The organism is Streptomyces sp. iso_384, assembly GCF_056172905.1.
On sequence record NZ_JBWBTT010000038.1, the window covers coordinates 1 to 18,160 of the forward strand.

General features: G+C 70.0%; 22 protein-coding genes and 1 pseudogene. 8 read left to right on the forward strand and 15 right to left on the reverse strand.

The window, feature by feature from the left end; all coding sequences use genetic code 11:
- Positions 1–194 precede the first annotated feature (194 nt).
- The 8 genes from AC0VY3_RS37915 to tap all read right to left on the reverse strand — a co-directional run bounded on the left by AC0VY3_RS37915 (position 195) and on the right by tap (position 6,492).
- Positions 195–470, reverse strand: a complete 276-nt coding sequence (locus AC0VY3_RS37915) for a hypothetical protein (RefSeq protein ID WP_475552004.1) — start codon at positions 468–470, stop codon at positions 195–197.
- A complete protein-coding gene (locus AC0VY3_RS37920) occupies positions 470–703 on the reverse strand; it encodes a hypothetical protein (protein ID WP_475552005.1) in 234 nt (77 codons plus the stop codon). The genes AC0VY3_RS37915 and AC0VY3_RS37920 overlap by 1 nt, the downstream gene beginning before the upstream one ends.
- Positions 704–983: 280 nt before the next feature.
- Positions 984–1,544 (reverse strand): hypothetical protein, encoded by a 561-nt coding sequence (locus tag AC0VY3_RS37925; RefSeq protein WP_475552006.1) that lies wholly within the window; start codon positions 1,542–1,544, stop codon positions 984–986.
- Between the two features lie 215 nt (positions 1,545–1,759).
- Positions 1,760–2,413, reverse strand: coding sequence for a hypothetical protein (locus tag AC0VY3_RS37930; protein ID WP_475552007.1), 654 nt, complete (start codon positions 2,411–2,413; stop codon positions 1,760–1,762).
- 221 nt (positions 2,414–2,634) lie between these two features.
- A complete protein-coding gene (tpg, locus tag AC0VY3_RS37935; protein WP_475552008.1) occupies positions 2,635–3,219 on the reverse strand; it encodes a telomere-protecting terminal protein Tpg in 585 nt (194 codons plus the stop codon).
- A gap of 53 nt (positions 3,220–3,272) precedes the next feature.
- On the reverse strand, positions 3,273–3,560 hold the full coding sequence (locus AC0VY3_RS37940) for a hypothetical protein (RefSeq protein WP_475552009.1): 288 nt from the start codon (positions 3,558–3,560) through the stop codon (positions 3,273–3,275).
- A gap of 107 nt (positions 3,561–3,667) precedes the next feature.
- Entirely contained in the window at positions 3,668–4,231 is a 564-nt protein-coding gene (gene tpg, locus AC0VY3_RS37945; protein WP_475552010.1) for a telomere-protecting terminal protein Tpg, read from the reverse strand.
- Positions 4,232–4,239: 8 nt separating this feature from the next.
- Positions 4,240–6,492 (reverse strand): telomere-associated protein Tap, encoded by a 2,253-nt coding sequence (gene tap, locus AC0VY3_RS37950; protein WP_475552011.1) that lies wholly within the window; start codon positions 6,490–6,492, stop codon positions 4,240–4,242.
- Positions 6,493–6,697: 205 nt separating this feature from the next.
- Between tap and AC0VY3_RS37955 the strand changes: the two genes are divergently transcribed.
- Positions 6,698–7,672 (forward strand): hypothetical protein, encoded by a 975-nt coding sequence (locus AC0VY3_RS37955; protein ID WP_475552012.1) that lies wholly within the window; start codon positions 6,698–6,700, stop codon positions 7,670–7,672.
- 279 nt (positions 7,673–7,951) lie between these two features.
- Here the strand turns inward: AC0VY3_RS37955 and AC0VY3_RS37960 are convergent, their stop codons facing one another.
- From AC0VY3_RS37960 to AC0VY3_RS37990, 7 genes are all read right to left on the reverse strand, one after another.
- A complete protein-coding gene (locus AC0VY3_RS37960) occupies positions 7,952–8,407 on the reverse strand; it encodes a hypothetical protein (protein WP_475552013.1) in 456 nt (151 codons plus the stop codon).
- An 18-nt stretch (positions 8,408–8,425) separates the two neighbouring features.
- Entirely contained in the window at positions 8,426–9,286 is an 861-nt protein-coding gene (locus AC0VY3_RS37965; RefSeq protein WP_475552014.1) for a DciA family protein, read from the reverse strand.
- Complete coding sequence (locus AC0VY3_RS37970) at positions 9,283–10,656, reverse strand: cell wall protein (protein ID WP_475552015.1); 1,374 nt, start codon at positions 10,654–10,656, stop codon at positions 9,283–9,285. Before AC0VY3_RS37970 ends, AC0VY3_RS37965 begins: the two co-directional genes overlap by 4 nt.
- Before the next feature lie 957 nt (positions 10,657–11,613).
- Entirely contained in the window at positions 11,614–12,162 is a 549-nt protein-coding gene (locus AC0VY3_RS37975) for a GNAT family N-acetyltransferase (RefSeq protein WP_475552063.1), read from the reverse strand.
- On the reverse strand, positions 12,162–12,929 hold the full coding sequence (locus AC0VY3_RS37980) for a GntR family transcriptional regulator (RefSeq protein ID WP_475552016.1): 768 nt from the start codon (positions 12,927–12,929) through the stop codon (positions 12,162–12,164). Before AC0VY3_RS37980 ends, AC0VY3_RS37975 begins: the two co-directional genes overlap by 1 nt.
- A 96-nt stretch (positions 12,930–13,025) precedes the next feature.
- Entirely contained in the window at positions 13,026–13,571 is a 546-nt protein-coding gene (locus AC0VY3_RS37985) for a UTRA domain-containing protein (RefSeq protein ID WP_475552017.1), read from the reverse strand.
- 41 nt (positions 13,572–13,612) lie between these two features.
- A complete protein-coding gene (locus tag AC0VY3_RS37990) occupies positions 13,613–14,401 on the reverse strand; it encodes a GntR family transcriptional regulator (protein WP_475552018.1) in 789 nt (262 codons plus the stop codon).
- A 444-nt stretch (positions 14,402–14,845) separates the two neighbouring features.
- Between AC0VY3_RS37990 and AC0VY3_RS37995 the strand changes: the two genes are divergently transcribed.
- The 7 genes and pseudogenes from AC0VY3_RS37995 to AC0VY3_RS38025 form a co-directional block, all read left to right on the forward strand.
- Positions 14,846–15,580, forward strand: coding sequence for a hypothetical protein (locus tag AC0VY3_RS37995; RefSeq protein WP_475552019.1), 735 nt, complete (start codon positions 14,846–14,848; stop codon positions 15,578–15,580).
- A gap of 123 nt (positions 15,581–15,703) precedes the next feature.
- Complete coding sequence (locus AC0VY3_RS38000; RefSeq protein ID WP_475552020.1) at positions 15,704–16,261, forward strand: hypothetical protein; 558 nt, start codon at positions 15,704–15,706, stop codon at positions 16,259–16,261.
- Positions 16,262–16,431: 170 nt separating this feature from the next.
- Positions 16,432–16,815, forward strand: coding sequence for a hypothetical protein (locus AC0VY3_RS38005; RefSeq protein WP_475552021.1), 384 nt, complete (start codon positions 16,432–16,434; stop codon positions 16,813–16,815).
- Positions 16,816–16,817: 2 nt separating this feature from the next.
- The gene (locus AC0VY3_RS38010; RefSeq protein ID WP_475552022.1) at positions 16,818–17,051 is read left to right on the forward strand and encodes a hypothetical protein; all 234 of its coding nucleotides are present in this window, start codon (positions 16,818–16,820) and stop codon (positions 17,049–17,051) included.
- Positions 17,051–17,371, forward strand: a complete 321-nt coding sequence (locus AC0VY3_RS38015) for a WhiB family transcriptional regulator (RefSeq protein WP_475552023.1) — start codon at positions 17,051–17,053, stop codon at positions 17,369–17,371. The genes AC0VY3_RS38010 and AC0VY3_RS38015 overlap by 1 nt, the downstream gene beginning before the upstream one ends.
- The gene (locus AC0VY3_RS38020) at positions 17,368–17,547 is read left to right on the forward strand and encodes a hypothetical protein (protein ID WP_475552024.1); all 180 of its coding nucleotides are present in this window, start codon (positions 17,368–17,370) and stop codon (positions 17,545–17,547) included. Before AC0VY3_RS38015 ends, AC0VY3_RS38020 begins: the two co-directional genes overlap by 4 nt.
- A gap of 208 nt (positions 17,548–17,755) precedes the next feature.
- Positions 17,756–17,929: pseudogene (locus AC0VY3_RS38025) on the forward strand (DUF5999 family protein); the annotation flags it as partial.
- Positions 17,930–18,160 lie beyond the last annotated feature (231 nt).

The window sequence follows — 18,160 nt, forward strand, 5'->3', positions numbered from 1 at the left end:
AGGGGGCCGGGCGGGAGGAGCACCAGAGCTCCGGACCCGGCGGGCCCGGAGGCGGGCAGGCCGTCGGCTGAACCGATGTTGCGGCCCGGGGTCGGCGTTCGAATGTCATCGCTCTCCAGCACCAGGTGCCTGGTGCTGGAGAGACCGGGCAGCACAGCGAGGAGCACGAGCAGTACGAGGGCGGTGGGCGCCTGCTACACCTCAATGAAGGCGACCACGACCACCGTGCCCAGGGCGCTCACCCAGTACAGCAACCGGACGCGTTCGACGTCGTCGGCGTACTGGCGCAGCCGCGGTCCGCTGCTGTCGCCGGGCAGGAGCTCACCGGCGTCGGGGGCGACGGAGATGACGACCAGGGCGCGGTCCAGGGCGTGGAGCTCGGCTTCGCTGGTGATGGTGTCCAGCTGCTTGGCGGCGGAGTCGGAGAACGCGATCCGGGCACGGCGGCGTGGGCCGTGCGGTGCGGGCATCAGGCGGCGGCCGGGCGCTGGGCTGCGAGCCGGGCGAGGTGGGCCTCGCGCAGCTCCTCCCACGGCGTGCATTCCTCCACCGAGGGCAGCCCGTTGGTGGCGATGTCCTCCAGGACGGCGGCGAGCTGGTCGGCGCTCTCGCGGGTCCGGGCCGCGTACGCGCGCAGTCCATCGGCGGCGTCGGGCTCCAGCTGCTGCCGGGTGGTGTCGGCGGGGGCCGGCTGTTCGCTCATCGAGGGCTCCAGAAGGCAGAACTGGCGTGTCCCACCACGGTATCGCCGGGCAGCCGGGCCCGGGAGCACTCCGCAGGAACCCGGCCCGCAACTACGCTCCGTGCTCCTCACATGTGCGCGTGAGGCCAAATCTTGCGTGTCACGCTCCACCCCCGAAAACGACCTCTGGAGCGCCCTACGGCTCCAAGAAACGGACAAACAGGGGCAGAAGCAAGGCGGCGTGACACCGGCGTGACGCGTTTTCTGGTGAGCGTGACACGAGTGTCACGCTCACTCCTTGTCACCGTGACACCGGTTCCGGGCTTGCGGGCGGTCGGCCGGTAGTGGGGCCGGCCTGCTCCTCCCAGGCCGTACGCCAGGTCGTCAGCTCATCCTCGGTGTACCGGACGGTCTGCCCGTCCAGTACGCCCTCGGGTACCGGGATGCCGCGCTCCGGGGAGCGCCTGCGTAGGTAGGTGCGCGCTGTCGGTGCCTTCCACGGCAGGATCCCCTTCTGCCACGCCTCCTCCAGGGAGTACCGGATCGGCACGGGGCGGCCGAAGGCGTCGTCCGCAGACAGCGGCTGGCGGATCACAGGCGCCGCGTCGGCGGCCTGCTGCGGCAGGGCCGGGCGGCCGGGCGGAACGACGGGTCCTGGTCCGCACACGTGCGGGCGCTCCTGTTCGAGCAGCGGTTCCATCCCGGCCAGGATCCGGCGCAGGGGCGGGCCCGGGGCGCCGGCCGCGAGGGCCTGCGCCGCGAGTTCGGCCACGGTGGAACCGGCGGTACGCAGGCTCGCCACCCTGCGGTTGCGCACCTCCACCGCGACGGTGAGTTCCTTGAGCAGCTGCGTCCAGTCCATGCCCGGCACAACGCCCACACCGTGGCGAGGTGACGGCCGGTCATGGCCCGTGGGCCCTACCCCCCCCCAGCCCCCCGGTCTTCCCGGAAAACTTCTCCACCTGGGAATTCACCCTGCCACCCCCCAGAGGTTCCGGGCCATTCGGGCATTTCTGGCCCCAACCCCCCAGGTCTCCCCCCAGAGACTTCGGGAGCTGGGGGATTGCGGAGAGCGAGTCAGTGGGCCTCGGAGCGGGCGTGGGTCAGGTGCGCGGCGAGGGCTGCGGTGGCTTCGGGTTCGGTGGTGGCGAGCCGGGCCGCGAACGCCAGCTGGCCGATGTCGGTGCCGGGGACCAGGCGGGCGAGTTCGGCGAGCAGCGCGGCGTGCGCGAGGACCGGCGGCGTGAGAAGGCCGGCCGCGGCTTCGCGGGCGGCCGGGTCGCGGTAGTGCCCGAGGCGGCTGGCCAGGGCGCGGGCGAGCCAGGCGTCAACGTCGGCCGGGACGTAGCCGCCGGCTCGCCGGGTGAGCTCGTCGCGTACGACTTCGTCACCTTCGCGGGGCTCGGCCTGGTCCAGGGTGCCGAGCTCGCGCAGCGCCTGGAGCTCGTCGGCGCGGGCCGCGATCCGCATCGCTTCACGCAGCTCGGCTTCCCGGGCGGCGGCGGCGGCGGCGGCCGCAGCGTCGGCGGCGAGCTCGGCCCGGACCACGTCGTCGGTGTCCGGGGCGTAGACGGTGCCCGGCGGGGCGTCGGCGAGCAGTAGGGCGATCCGCTCCCACTCGCCGAGCTCCGCCGGGCCGCGCTCATCGAGGGCCAGGTCCTCGAACCTCGAGTCCTGCCGGGCTTCGAACCGGGCGTCCTCGAGCGCGGCCGCGGCCTCCGTGTGTGTCATGCCCCGGGCCCGGCGGCGCACCGAGCTGCGGCCCACCTTCGCCCGGTCGACCGGTGCCGGTGCGGGGGCGCCGGTGAAAGGGCGGCGCGGTCGTCGGGGCGCGGGAGTATCCATCCGGGGGCCTCGCTGTTTCATTGCGGGAAAAGGGGTACGGCCCGCTGCCAGAGCGCTCCGTCGGCGGGCCGTACCCCAGGTTTATAGCAGGCGAGTATTCGCCGCGCCTAAAACGACAGTTTTATGTATCCGACTGACGTGAAGTCGGCTCGCAGGCCCTTTGCGCGTGTGCCCCAGTCGGTGAAATATGACTCGGCTATGGCCTCCGCGACGATGGGTTGGAGGTCTTCCTCGGACTTGCCTTCGTCGCGTGCGGCGAGGATCTGGGCCACGTACGTGGGGGAGATCGGCGTGCTGATGTACCGCACACGGCCGTCATCGGAGCTGCCGTTCGCGGTGAACCCGAAGTACGCCTCGCACTCCACCCACATCCCGCCGGAGGTGGCCGCGCGCTCCCTCGCCTGCGCCCTGACCTGCGGTTGCCACTCGGACTCGGTTTCCCTCACCAGGGCTTCCTGGAGCTTCTTCTGTGGCTTCTTGAGCTTCCCGGCACGGTAGCGCTCCACCGTGCGCCGGGAGGTGTCCAGCCGTTCGGCGAGCTCCTTGGTCGAAGCCTTGGTGCGCGTGAGGAGGAATTCGACTTTAGCCTTGGCGGACTGCGGAATCTTCCGGGTGAAGATGGCGCGTTCGGCGCGGGCCAGGGCGTCCAGGACGCTCCGTGCGGGGGCCGGCTGCTCGTGTTCTTGGGTCATGTCCGCATGCTCGGGCGCTGAGCCTGTGGACAGAGGCCGGGCGTTCGGGCGGCTCAGGCCAGCGCGGTGCGTCCTTCGTCCGTGGCCTCGACCAGGTCCGGCCGTTCACCGTTGGCCGGGTGGACGACCCGCACCAGGTTCTTCTGCCAGAGGCTGACCGATGCCCCGTAGAGCGCGAACTGCTCGTCTGTCCAGGCGACGCGGACCGGGTCGTCCTCGGGGGCGTGCACCTCGGGCGGGGCAGCCCGGGTGAGGTCGGGGAAGAACGTGGACATCGCGGCCGGGGCAGGCGACTGGGAGACGGCGTGCAGCAGGGCCCGTTCGTGGGTGTTCAGTTCCATCGCCTCAGCGTAGAGGTCGTGCCACCAGTGAGAAGTCCGCCGTGCCTCCCGGAATGCCGTGAGCCCCGGACGACGGTCCGGGGCTCACGGCATGTTCGGGGTACGGCCTACAGCTGGAACCCCAGGTTGAGCACGTCGTTGATCTGGACTTCCTGGAGGGAGCCGGCGCGGCGGCCGCTGTCCTGGAAGTAGACCTCCTTGAGTGCGTCGGCGGTGAGCTCGCGCAGCCGGTCTTCGGTGGCGCCCTGCTCCTGGGCGTCGAAGAGGCGGGCCGCGTACTGGGGCGGGAGGGCGACGGTGATGTGCCGTTCGCGGTCCTCGTCGGTGGAGTCCATCGACGCTCCGGCGTAGCCGAGGCGGGCGTGGACGTCGATGACGATGCCGCCGGTCGTCGCCGCCTTCTCCTTGGCCTTGGCCCTGATCTGCGGCTGCCACCGGGCCTTCACCTCGCGCTCTATGCGCGCGGCGAGGTCCGGGCGGGGCTTTTTGATCTGGTCCTTCACGTACCGCTCGACGGTGCGCTGGGAGACCCGCAGCATCTGGGCGACTGCCTTGGTGCTCTTGTGCTGCTTGACCAGGTAGCGCATCTGCGCGCCGGCCGACTTCGGCGCGGGGCGGGTGAACGCCTTCGCCACGGCCTGGTTGAGGCCGTCCCCGAACTCCTTGTTCATCGCGCTCCCTACTCCCCGTTGTCCTTGTCGGTGACGGTGCCGTCCTTGATGTACCGGGCGAGGTTGAGCTCAGGGGCCTGGTACTGCTCGCGGGCGCCCTCGCCCCACAGGACGGTCTGCGTGCCCTCGTGCTTCACCAGGCCGGGGTTGACCCCGAGCTTGAAGCCGCCCGGCAGCGGCTTGCCCTCGCGGTAGGGCAGGAAGTCCAGCGGGCTCGGTCCGTCGACGGCGTAGACGACGCAGTCGGACAGGATCGCCACCGGGTACTGACCGGTGAACGCCGCGTGCTTGACCATCTTCCGGTGCAGGTTGATCCGGGTGCGGGAGATGACGGCCGCGCGGATGTCGGGGCGCCAGGTCGGGCGTTCCAGGGCCCTCCACCGCTCACCGGAGGTCCAGCCCTCGCCGCGGGGCCGCTCGCGCAGCTTCCCCAAGCCGCCCTTCACCGTCGCCTTGACCGCGCCCACGACGATCGCCATCTGAGGGTCGCGGCCCTTGTAGCCGTCCATCGCCGCGAGGAAGTCGGTCGGCGACAGGTCGGCGTCGACACCGAGGTCGGCCATCGTGGTCAGGTAGGCGTCGCGCAGCCGGCTGTACCAGCCGTCCAGGTAACGGCCGCTCTCGTACCGGACGTACGCCTCGGTCGGCGTCACGTCGTACCCGAGCTCCACCGCGTAGGCGACGGTCGGCGTCGCGTACCAGGCCGGGCCGGTGGGGCGGTCGCCCTTCGGCGTGAACGGGGAGGGCAGCAGCGAACCGTCCAGGTCCACCCACTCCTTCCCGGCCTTCACCCGCGAGAGGTCGACGTGGGACAGGTCGACCAGCCACGAGCCGGGCAGCTTCGGGTCGAACACCGGGTTCTTGACGTGCGTCGGCTCACCCAGGCCGACGTTCAGCCCGTTCGCTCCGGCGGCGAACGCCATGTTGACGTCCAGGCCCACGAGGTGGCTGCGCATGCATTCGGCATCCGTGAGCGGGCGCGCCCAGTCGTACGCCTCCTCGAACAGCTTCTCGCCGGGGCCGCGGACGTGGAAGCGCGGCACGTCCTTGAGCAGCGGGTGCCCGTCGGGGGCCTCGCACGGCGCGCAGTCCACCGGGTCCGTGCCCAGCGACCCGGGCGACTTGCCATCAGCCCGCCGCAGGGCGCCGGTCTCCTCATCCCGCACGGCGTAGGTCGGCGGGTGCAGGGCGGTCATGAGCTCGAGGCCGGTGACGGCAGTGGAGCCGCGCGGCGTCATCACCCTCGACGCGTACGCGCCCAGGACGCGGGCGAGCTCCGCCGGCGGAAGCTGGGCGGCGGTGCCCCAGAACCGGGCGTCCAGCGCGTTCCACGACGGGATGCACAGCTGCACGCACTGCCGGTCCGAACCCTGGGCGGGCCGGTAGATCCGCGCCCACGGGCCGAAGCCCCTCTTGGTGAGCTGCCAGTCGGCGCGGGTCAGCTGCTTGATGACCTTGTGGCCCTCCGGGATCCGCCCGGCGATCCGCTCCTCCTCCGTCAGGGAGACGGGCAGGCCATAGCGCTCGCACGCGGCCGCGGTGAGCACGACCAGCGGGTCGGCCGGCCTTCCCGGCCCGGACAGCTTCGGCTGCCCGAGCTTCGCCTCCTTCAGGGTCCAGTCGACCAGGGACGGCAGGGACTTGGCGGGCACGTCCAGGACCAGGCCACCGACGCAGTACGCCAGCACCTTCCCGTCCTCGACGTCCACGACCGCCAGCGGACCGTTCTCGAACCGCGGGTCGATCTCCCCCGCCGGGGTTCCGGCCGGGGCCGCCTTCTTCGCGCCGGGGCGGCGCGACGCCGACGTCGGCCTGGTGGTGCGCGCCGGACGCGGCGCGGCAGCCGGAACAGCGGTGGCAGGAGCAGGAACGGAACTGGTCGGGGTGTTCTCGGTTTCAGTCATGTCCGCAGCCTCGGACGCCGGACCTGTGGACAGAGGCCGCGCTTCCGACGGGTCGGGTGCTGCGGCGAACGTGGCGGGCACCGCGGCGTCCGGGGCGGGCACGGCCGCGTCGGCCGGTACGGGGTAGAGCTCCGCGAGCTTGTCCAGCAGCCGGGCGTAGGCGTCGCGCTCCGGGGGGCGGGGCTCGGTCTTGCCGGACTCCCAGCCGGACACCGTGGCGCGGCGCACCTTCAGCGCGGTGGACACTTCGTCGATCGTCAGGCCGTGCGCGGCACGAAGCCGTTTGCGTTCCGCCGGGGGCGGCAGGGTGGCGCGGGACGCGAGCAGGGCGTCGACCGCGTCGAACAACTCGGACATGGGTTACCTCCTGACCAACATCCTACCCCATGGAACGTACGATGTGCGTACGTTTTGCGTACGTTTTGCGTACGAATCCCGTACGACATCTGTTCGGAGAGGTGAGAGGCGGTCCCGGCCAGTGAAGGGCTGGAAAACACCGCGTCACATGGAGTGCTTATGGGGAGATACGGCCGGTTACAGCTCTGAGTAACCAGGGGGTTACGTGAAGTGGAAAGACGCGTTCAGTGCCGCGATGAAGGAACTGGAGGCGATACGGGCCCTGCTGGCGCCGGTTGCCCGTCTTGAGGACAAGACGGTCGGGCTGACCGCCCTGCACGCAGAGGTCACCCAGAGCCGCCTGAAAACCCTGGAGGCCGTCCAGATAGGCGTCACCGGACTGCGCGAGGAGAACCGCGAGGTACGCCGCCGCCAGGACCGGATGATCAGCGACCTCAACGACACCCGCGGCGAGCTCCGCCAGCTGCTGGAACTCGCCGACACCCTCCGCCCCCTCGCGGAACTCCAGAGGCCGGCCGATCCCGAACCCGACGCCGAGGCCGGCGCACCGGTGCCGGTGGCGTCTGGGGCCCCGGAACCCAGTTTCGAACCCGGCGACGATCCCGCCGCCACAGCGGCACAGCCCAGCTCATCCGACACCGACTCCCAGGGGGGAACCATGGAGAGCAACCAGCAGCAGCCACAGCCGGAACCGGAGCGCCGGGACCGGGACCAGGACGACGCTCTCAAGCGTGCGATCCAGGCCGCCTACCAGGGCAACGGCACGCCCGCCGCGCCCTCTTCCGCCCCGGCGCCGACCGGCGGCGAGGACCCGCGGGTCAACCACGGTGTCCTGCTGCTCAAGGCCGCCGGGGTGGCCTCCGTGGACCTCATCGCGCACCGCGACACCTGGGAGTGGCTCACTGCCCTGGCCGTCGACCACGACCACTTCCGCACCCCGCCCTCGGTCGAGGACGTCAAGGAAGGCCGCGTCCAGACCGTCCTGTCCGGCCGCTCCCTCATCGGCCTGCTCATCAAGCTGTGGGACACCCGCCACGCCACCACCCCGCTCGAAGCGGACTGGGCACTGGCCACCACCAGCTACAACCGCATCGCCGCCGAACTCACCGCCGTCGACGGAGAGGGCCAGACCATCCGCATCGTCCTGGACGACGGACTCCCCCACGAGACCGGCGACTGACACCACCCCGCGACACAGCCGGCGGCCGTCCGTACCGGCCTGGACGGCGGCCGACCGCTGCGGCACAGCAGGAGGCCCCCACCGATCGGCGATCGGTGGGGGCCTCCCTGGTGTTCAGAGTGCGGTGGTGAAGCCCCAGCCAGGGTCCGGCTCCTGACGGTGTACGTGGAACGCTGCGGTAGGTGTCATGGCCCGGAGCGTACGCCCGGCAGACCGCTGAGAACAGGCCCGAACCGCAGCTTCCCGGCGTACTCCCCCGTCGCCCAACCGTTGGTTGTCCTACGCTCCGTCGGCGGAAAGGCCGGGGGTGCAGACCTTGCAGAGCCGGAAGCGGGTTCCGCCTCTGGGGCCGGTACGGGCTCGAACCCATCCGGCTGCTTCCTGGGCGGTCATGACGTTGAAGTTCCGCCGGTACGCAGACAGGACTCGGGCGTGAGCGAACTCCAGGAGTTGTCCCTCGAACACGTCCGCCTCCGATTCCGTCCTCTCCCCCCACGACAGCGGAACTCCCTGCCTCGCAATGCCTTCCATCGTGGAGCAGCTGCTGCGGTGGAGAGTGGTTTTCCCCGCGACGTACGGGTGGAGGGTCTGATCGGCGAACCGCTCCTTCTGGGCCAGGGCGAAGTCCCTGATCTTCTCCAGCTCGGGGCGCGCCTCTGCGCACTGTGTGCAGTCCGGGCTGTGATCCGGGCCTTCGTTGGGCGAGAAGTAGTCGTACTCGGTCTGGTCCGACATGTGTTTCTCCGTACGGCGTCAGGCGGCCTGGGAAGGCCGGGCGGGGCAGGGAGCAGGAGTTGAGGCGATCGAGGCCAGTCCCGCGCGTTCAGCGGCGAGGCGTTGCAGGGCCCGTGCCCGGGATGCATCGCTGGGTCGCACCTGCTGCTGGGCAGCCGCTTTGGCACGGAGCTCCTGGAGGGCCTGGCGGCCGTCGGCGAAGTGCTCCTCGGGCTCCCGGAGCCGTTCACGGAGCTGCCGTTCGGCGGCCGCCTGGACCTCGGGGTTGGTGTGCTGCCGGGTGGTGTTCCAGGTGGCGCGGTGGGCGGCGAGGGCCTCGCGGTAACCCTCCGGCGCCTCTTGCCGCGCATACTCCACGGACGCGGCAACAGGCTGCGGAGCGGCAGCGGACGCAGGTGCCCGGGCATCGCTTCGCGGGGTGTGGTGGGGCGAGACGAGTGCGGCAGGTCGCAGGATCTCCAGGTGCCGAACGGTGTCGGGGCCGACCGTGTCGTTGACCTTGGCGATGATCTGCTTCTGGTGGAGGGTCAGCTGGGTGCGGTAGGCGGGTGTGGCGGGGCGCAGGTGCAGGGTGCCGGTGGCGGGGTCGAGCTGGACGGCCTCGACCTTCCCGGCGAGCTCGGGGGCGATGGCCGGCCACTGGTCGATGATGCTGTCCGCCGTCGCGGCCGCGGCCGCCGGAGTGGCCCAGCCGCGCTCAGCGACCATCCTGGACAGGGCATCGGCGAAGGGCAGCGGCTCGCGGCCTCCGCTGCGCTGGGTGCGGGTGGTCGTGGTCCGGATGCGCTTGGGCTGGGGGGCGCTCTTCGCGGCGGCACGGGCAGCCTGGAGGGCGATGCGGGCCAGGTCGGCCCCGCTCGCGGTGGTGGTCTCGGTCATGCCGGGGCTCCCGTCCCGCTGCTGAGGAAGGCGGCCACGTCGGCGGCCGCGGACTGGTCGGTGAGGTCGTCCAGGCCGAGCTCGGCCTGCCGGGCGGAGTGCGCGGCGAGACCGCGGGCCAGGCCGTCCAGCACGCTGCGCACCAGGTCGGGGCTGGAGGCGGCGAGCGGGCCGGAGGCTGCCTGCTCGTCCCAGCCCTCGGCTGCCTCTGCTGCTGCCGTCTGGTGCTCAGCGGTGGCCTGCTGGGCCAGGCGGGCCCGGATGTAGGCCGCGGGCCGGGCCGGGCGCCAGGTCAGATGCCAGGAGTGAAGTTCCGCGGTGATCGTCGGCCAGTCCCATCCGGCGTCCGTGAGCGGCCGCAGCGCGACTTCCAGCTCCCGCAGACTTGCCCGCTGGGTCCAGGACACCCGGGGCCTGACCTGCTGGATGATGCCGATCCCTCGCTGCGTCTGGCCCGCTGTACGGCGGCTCCCGTCCGGATTGATGCTGATCTTGAAGGAGGGGCGGGGGGCGGTTCGGCAGGTCGCGCGCTCGCGCGAGGTGTCTTTACAACCACTATCAACCTGAACTGCAGGTGCTCGGTGGTAACGACCAGGAGAATGGGGCTCACAAGCCTGTGACCTGGAGTTATCCACAGCCCGGTTATCCACAGGGCGGGCCGTGCGGACCCGGGCACCACGCCGACCGGAGGGCCGCTGCCGCTCCGTACGCCGCCGGCCCTGGTGCCGGGCCTCGCTGCGCGCCGTCGCCTGCGAGACCGCACGCTCCCGCCCGGCCTCGGTCACCCCGCACACCCGGCCCTCGTAGCCCGCCCCGGCCAGCCGGTGCCCCATCGCCTCGTCGAACACGGCCGGAATGACCGCACCGTAGATCGTCGCCGTCGCCATGTACGGCTCCCCCGGCAGGGCGATGTTCCGCTTCGACCCGTGGACCAGCCACACCAGCGCGCCCAGCTCGCGCAGCACCTTCACGTGCCGCTTCACCGTCGCCGGCGACGTATCGGTCCGCCGGGCCGTGCCCTCCAGGTCGTAGAGCACGAGACCGCGCCGGTAGTCCATCCGGGCCGCGAGATCCGCCGCGATCAAGAGCGTTGTCGGACCGGCCTCCTTGTGAAGCCCGGCAGCCACCAGCCACACCACCGCACGCAGCCACGCCCGCGGCTCAGCACGACGCGACCGCGTCCAGATGATGTCCTGGTCCCGGCCCACCACACGGACACGCCGCACCTCCGGCAGACCCCGCCTGGGCGCCTTCGGCAGCACCTCATTCCGCTGCCCGGGAACCTCTTCCCGCAGCTCGTCGACCGAGTTGTCGATGAACTCCCGCAGCGGGTGGTCCAGCACGGCGGCCGACGCCGCGCCCGCGCTCACAGGGCACCACCGCTATGCCGGGCGACTGCCCGGTATGCCGTCGAACACCTCTGCGGCGCAGAAGGGGTAGATCGTGACGAATCGATGACCGATCCCGTCACACGGGACGATCCGGACGGCCAAACCCACCCGAAACGGGCAGCGGTCGGCTTTCCATAAACCGGGAAGTGAGGCACTATGACGAGGACCAACCTTCATATGGATCAACACGGACGGGCCCCTTGGCCGGGGCGCGATCGATGGTTCGGGTGAAGGCCAAAGGCGGATCTCCTTTCGTCGGTGGACTTGGTGCCGTGAAGCCCCTTGGCGGGGGCTCGTGGCGTGGCGCGGCTTGGTATGCGTGCTGTTGGACCCAGAAGGGGCCCTTGTGGTCCTGGCTAGGGACCGGTGTGCAAATGGCCCTGATGAGGGGCCGTGTGGAATGAGCGGCTTGATAAGCCGCAGCTCAGGACCGGGTACGAACCGGGATCTGAGCGGACCGCTCTGGTAGCGAAGCTCCAGGCGGTAGACGGGCCGCGCGGGGCCGAAGGGGATGGCTAGTCCGCCTCTTCTTGGCGCGCGCGGTCGATGGCCGCTAGGTCATCCCAACCCCCTGAATCTGGAGGCTGGCGTCAGCATGCCCAGCGGCGCACCTGATGGTGTGATCGCGAGGGTGGAACGGTGTAGCTCCGCGTGAAGTTCCGCGCTGGCGGGTAGGCTTCATCCCGCGATCACCTCCCTTAAGGTGTGTCGCCCAACGAGGCCAAAGCCCCGTTCGAGAGCCCCTAGAGGACCATGCCCGGTCCCGGGGGTTCTCGCCGTTATGGATCACTGCTGGGCACAGCCTAACCGCAGTACCCGACAGAACTGTCGGACGCATTCGCACAAATTCCGCAGCACCTCGAATGCCGCTCCCGGCAGGCGGGATGGACGAAGTGAATTGCTGACCATGCGGGATGGTGATCGGGCGTACCTTCATCACTTTGTCTCCGGCGAGTTGGGAGCGGTCAGTAGCGCGCTCGGGTGGCGGACGACTGAGGCTGACCGCTGTCCCAGCCATCCGGACAGCCGATGGCCAGGGGCCTCGGTGCGAACATGCTCGAAGCCTTCGCCCAGGTAGAACTTTTGCAGCGCTTGGTTGTCGCGCCAGCAGTCCAGCCGTACCCACGGCTTGTCCTGCGCGCGCGCCTGGCTGCCAGCCCAGTCGAGGAGACGACCGCCGAGGCTGCTGCCCTTCGCGGCCCGCGTGGTGATGAGCTTCGCTACGTAGACGGCGCTGTCAGGGGAGTCGCTCGGTTTCCAGAAATCCATGTCGGCCGGAGCGAGAGTCACCGTGGCAAGCAGCGATTGGCCCTCTACGACCCAAGTGCGGCCGGCTTCGATATCGGTCATCCATTTCGCCAAGGCCGGACCGCGCGTCTCCGGGTTCCGCCACTGGTCAATCCCGGCGGCAGCAAGCCAGCCTTCTGCCTCGATGCGCAGCCCCATCAGGGCATCGACGTCTGCCGTAGTGGCGAGGCGCAGCATCACCGGGTGATCTCCATTTCGTAGATGATCCGGTTACGGTCGCCCGGGGCAATCGTGACCATCACCCGGATCGGAACGCCGTTGCCTCCGTAGCCAATTCGAGCGTGCTGGCATACGGGGGTGCCCGGGAGGTTCTGCAGATTGAGACGCTCAATCTCGGTACTCGTGGGCATCCTGATGTCGAGCTCGTCGCGGAGGCGGTGCTGTGGATTCCCGGTGGCGGCGAGGATGCCGCCCTTCATGGTCACGTCGCGCTGCTCCATGAGGGGGGTGCCTTCAGCGATCTCAACGGGGAACCACGAGTCGGCGAGTTGGCACGGCTCGCCGTCGACGAGACGAAGTCGCCGGCGAGCAACGACGGGCGTGCCCGGCTCCAAGTGCAGCCAGCCCGCGATGTCCTTGGGTGCAGGTTCAGTCGAGACCTCTGGGATGCCTTGCTCAGGCTCTCTCCCCTGGGCTCGGACCTGCGCCTTCCAGTCGTCAACGTTGGTCACCGGGTCGTCGCTTCTATCCCCCCGCTCGTACTCGCCGGGATTCCAGAGCAGCGGGTTGTATACCCGCACGAAGACGCCCGCGCCCTGCCGGGCAACGATGTGGCCCGACTCCTTGAGCTGAGTGATGGCCCGGTACACGAGGAGCTCGCTGACGCCGAACTCCTCCGCGATCTGCTTCGTGCTGGGCAGCTTGTCGCCCGGCTGCAGCGCGCCGGAGTCGATCCGGGCGCGGAATTCCTCCGCGAGCCATCTGGATGTAGCGGGCTTAGTCATGGCGGGAACCTTAGCGCAACTTCCTATAGGAAGTAACGGGTGGGGGCCGTCCAATCGATCAGCAACCGACCGAACGGCCCCCGAGCGGGTGGTCGATCAGCTGGTGGGCACGCTGTAACGCAGCACCCAGGCGTCCGGAGCCAGAGTGTGCACAGTCACCTCAACAGCGCGGCCTTCGCCGGTCCGACCGACGTGGATGATGCGGATCAGGAGAGTGCCGGCCTCGATGCCGAGCGCGGTCGCCTCAGCCTCGCTTGCCGGGTGCTGCTGGATCTCCTCGGTGACCTCGGTCTGCTCGAAGCCAGCCTCTGCCATACGCGAGATGATCCCGCCCTTGCCCGGGTCGGGCTGCTCGATCCCGGCGGCCTCTGCGACATCGAGCGGGATGTAGGAGTCGGCGAGCTGCACCAGGCGCTCGTCGCTGAACATCAGGCGCTTGCGAGTTGCCGCCTCGGTCCCGACCTCCACGCCGAGGATCGCGGCGACGGTGTCCGGCACCGTGTCGCGCTCCACGGTCGTCTCGACGCGCGGGACGCAGCCCAGTTTCCTGATCTCGGTGTCGAACGCCCCTCGCGAGGCTCCCTCCTCCCGGCGTGCACGCAGGTAGCGGGTTGAGGAGTCACGCACAATCTTGTCGCTCACGGTGATGAATCCGTTCCTCGTCTAGTGATGGTGATGGGCAGTCACGCCGGATTGCCTGGTGCGTCCGGCGGGTCGATCGGCCAGGTGTAGCTCAGCGTCCAGAGCGTCGTCGACACCACATGCACGCAAGCCTCGACGACTCGCCCCTCCCCGCTGCGGGCTACATGAGTGATCTCGTACACCTGGCGCTCTATAGGGATGGCCAGAGCGCTGGCCTCCGCCGGACTGGGCGAGCGGACGTCGATGGTCTCCGTGATGGTCCGCTGGCCGTGACCCAGCTCTTCCAGGCGGGACTTCGAGCCTCCCGCCCCGGTGTCCTGCTGCTCCAGCTGTGTCCCGAACGCGATGCTGCCCGGGAAGTAGCTGGTGGCCAACTGGACGACGATCTCCCCGGCGAACATGACTCGCGCCCGGATCAGCACCGTGTCCGGAGCTGAAGGATCGACTTCGAGCAGCTCGGCAATGTGCGTCGGCGGGGCGCCCCGGCTGATGACGGTTTTGCTGTCCGGCGCCATTCCCAAGCGTTCGATCTCGGCTGCGAAGGCACCGCGGGCTTCGTTTCGCTCCCGGGCGACACGCATGTACCGGCCGGTTCCGTCTCGGTGGATCTTCCCCAGGATGGGCGACACGATCGTGCCCAACTTCTGGACACCGATGGTCAACCCCCGCTCGGTCAGGTCGCTGTAAGCCCGCTGGACCGTGGTCCGTGAGCCGCGGCCAGCAGCGACAAGCTCGGCAATCTTCGGCAGCTTCGCGCCGGGCAGGTACACGCCCCTCGAAATCTCGTTCGCGAGCTCGTCCGCGAGCTGCTTCCACCGTGGCGTTGCCATGGCACGCCTCCCTTCCTACGGTCTGACGACCCATCCAACCTTAATTCCGGTATTAACGCACGGAACCGCTTGACCCGAGGGAAAAAACCGGGATTATTCAACAGGTCTGGTGTTGCGACCCCTGTACGCAGGGTCACCGCGACGCCCAACGAACTTCCTATCGGAAGCTGTTGACGGTGCCACTCTTGCGGGTCTACTGTCGGCATCAACTTCCTATCGGAAGTTGATGCACCACCGCAGGAGTGCTTCCCCGATGGGGAGGACCAGGGTTGATGGCTCCACCAAATCCCCTGGACCGGTCACCAGGCCGGACGTCGCCTGTTGCACGTCGCAGCGCTGATGCGCTGTCCGATCAGCCAGGACGCCGGCCTCGGTCGGGGTCCTGGGGGTCGGAGAGCCCACCCGTGACGCAGCCCCCTCTCCCCTCTACCGGAGGAGCCCCTCATGGCAACGACCACTACGGAGCCCACGGCCCGCAAGCGTCGCCGGAAGCCCCGCACGAAGACCGTCAGCCACCTCCCGGCGATCATCGCCTCGGAGCTCAAGACCAGCGAGATCAACCTGACGCCCGGCAAAGAGCACGTCCTGTGCCCGGCCTGCAAGTGCTGGACGCCGATCACCGGAGTCCTCAGCAAGCCGATGCTGGTCCCGCACCACACCACCCCGTACCACGACCGCACCACGACCCCCCGCCGCCGCTGCTCCAACACCAACCGCCGCATCGTCCTCGACACCAAGGTCGAGGCGTGGCAGGAGCAGCTGGCCGAGCGGACCGAGGTGTCCGCGTCGGTCGCCACCCGCCGGGCGAAGAAGGTTCTGCCGAAGCCGGCCAGCCCGCAGACCGAACGGGTTCTGCGTGGGCGCGACGAGCGTGGGCCGGTTACGCGCCGCGTTGAGTGGGCCGGCGTTCTCTACCGTGTGCGGCAGGCCGACCAGCGGCGTGGCGCGGTTCCGCACGGCGCACAGCCTGCCGAAGGCCCCGATGTTCCCCTGGACCACCTGGTCCCCCGCCAGGCTGCCGAACAGCCGGAGCAGGGCCCGCACACGTGCGAGCGCTGCGGTGCCACCGAGTCCAGCCTGACCAGCGCGGTTGCCGCCGGATGGTGCCGGATCACCCGCCGTTCTCACTGCGGACGCTGCGCCGAGCGGTTCCCGGCCTGGACGCGTATCCCGTTCTGACCGCGAGTTCCCGACGACGAACAACCACAGCCCCGGCCGCCCCTCAGGAAGAGGGGCGGCCGGGGCTGTGGCTGCTCGTACGACCAGCCAAGTTGACCGGCAACGTGAAAGGACAACAGCCGCATGAAGCTGCCGTTTGTACGACGCATAACCGCCGACGCATTGCGTAGCCAGCTCGCCCATGCCGAGCGTGGGGCCGTTGCCCTGGCCGCGAGTGTCGAGGTGAAGAGCGGCGAGGTGGTGCGCCTGACGGACGAGCTGAACGACGCTCGCCTTGCTCGGGAGGCACTGGTGGCCGCGTACGAGATCGCCAACTCCCGTGCCGGGCGTGCCGAGGAGAAGGTCGTCGAGCTGGAAACCCGCCTTCGGACAGTCCCGGCACTGCCGGATGCGGGTGAGACCGGCGTGGACGAGCCCGAGCCCGAGCCGGAAAACAGGGACTACGCCTTCACCTTCCTCAACCTCGTACTTCCGCGGTTCGCCGATCTCATCGCGCAAAACGGCGGAGTCCTCCCCGAGGACAACTACGAGGCTCTGTCGATCTACGTGAACGGTGCTTCGCGGTACGGCCTCACCGAGGCAGAGGTTGAGGAGCTCCGAGTCAGGCACAACCTCCCCGCGCCGATCTTCCAGAGGGCGAAGGACTTCGCGTCTCGCCCTCTTCCCGCCGGCGCTGCCTGACCCAGCTACCGGACGAACGACCGAGGCCCGGCCGACCCGATAGCTCGGGTCGGCCGGGCCTCGGCTGCTCGTACAGCAGTCGACTCCCCAAATAGGGAGTGATCGCGACAGCCCTTGGGATAGCAGCCCTCGGACTGTCCAGGACCTGACTGGAGGACCTGATGCACAGCATGACACGCACGATCCCGACTCCGTCGTTCGGCCTCTACGACGAAATGACCGAGGACGACAACAACCGCGGACCGGAGCGCGACGAGTCCGTACAGTTCCGCCAGCTCGTGCAGCAGCTGGTGGATGACGGCGACGACCGTGCCGCGGTGGCCGGCCGCCGGGCGCGGCGCACGCTCCAGGAGATGGCCCCCGGCTACACCCGGCAGCCGGTGCTGATCCTGCACCGGCCGGTGATGGGCCAGTGCCCGCTCTGCCTCCGGTTCAACTGCGCCGGGCACGACTGTCCGCCCGGCGTCACCGCGCTGGACGAGCAGGGCCACAAGGACCTGAGCGACAAGGTGGGGAAGAAGAACGAGCAGTCCGAGAACCCCTACCCGAAGTAGCGGTGGCCGCTCTCATACGCGCCGCCCGGAGCGCGCAGCACCTCGCGGTCCGGGCCCTCACCGCGCACGGCCTGGCCCACCCGCTCACTCTCGCGCTCCTGGCGGCTGCCTCCACGGCGGCCGCCAGGGCGTGGGAGGCCGGTCACCAGGTGACGGACATCCACCCCGCCAACACCGTGAGCAGCCCGGGAGTCAACTCCCCGGGCTGCTCCGCACACACCCTCCGGAGTTCTTGATGCAGAGCACCATCGTCAACGCCGTCTACGCCCCCTCCTCCAACCTGCCGGTCAACACCAACTGGCGGGTCTACGCCGTGTGCCGGGAGGACCCCGACCTGTTCTTCCCCATCGGCACCACCGGCCCGGCCATCGCCCAGGCCGAACAGGCCAAGGCCGTCTGCCGTACCTGCCCGGTCATGGAGGCATGCCTGGACTGGGCCCTGGAGTCCGGCCAGGACCACGGCGTGTGGGGCGGCACCGACGAGAACGACCGCCGCCGGATCCACCGGCGGGCCACGCGCCTGCGCCTCAAGCAGCAGAAGGCCGCCGCCGCGTGACGAAGCGCAGCCTCTACGACCTCTACATGGCTGGCGCAGCGGCCGTCCGCGAGCACGACGCCACGTGCGCCACGTGCTCGCCGGACCGCCGCTGCACCACCGGCCGCCGCCTGTACGGCGAGCTCGTTCGGCTCCAGGACGACTACCTCGCCCAGCAGAGGACGAAGCGCGCCTGACCGCACCACGGGACAGGATCCCAACTCCTCTCCCGCCCCACGCTGAACGCTCGCACCGGCCGCCCGCACCACGGGCTGCCGGCCCTTTCGCACGCCTCCAGCCCGGGACACTCCCGGGACCGCTTCCCTCCTCGAGGAGAGCCCCATGGAAAGCAGCCACTCCACCACCCCGACCACCACGACGACCACCACGGTGCTGCCGGACTCGCTGTGCCAGCACACCCCCCGGTGCCCGAGCGCCGACAGCCCCGACCGGGAGGCCGCGAAGGTGGTGGCTGCCCGCCCGGAGCAGGGCTGGAGTCTTTTGTGCAACGCGTTGCTGCTCTGGGAGGACACCGGAGCGCTGCTCCCCGACGGCCAGGTCGTTGCCCCGCACCGGCCCACCGACAGCGTCGGCGGGGCCCTGCTCCTCCGGTTCGCGGACACCGGCACGTTCATCGGGGGCACGACCGGCAGCGGCAAGACCAACATGGCCGCGCTTCACGCGGCGATGGCGAACCTGACCGGCTCCTCGCGGCCGGCCTGACGGCTGCCCGATCCGCCCGCACCGACCGCCCACCACCAGGGCGGCCGGGACGGGCGGTGACAGGGAGCCGGACAGTCCGGAGCCAGC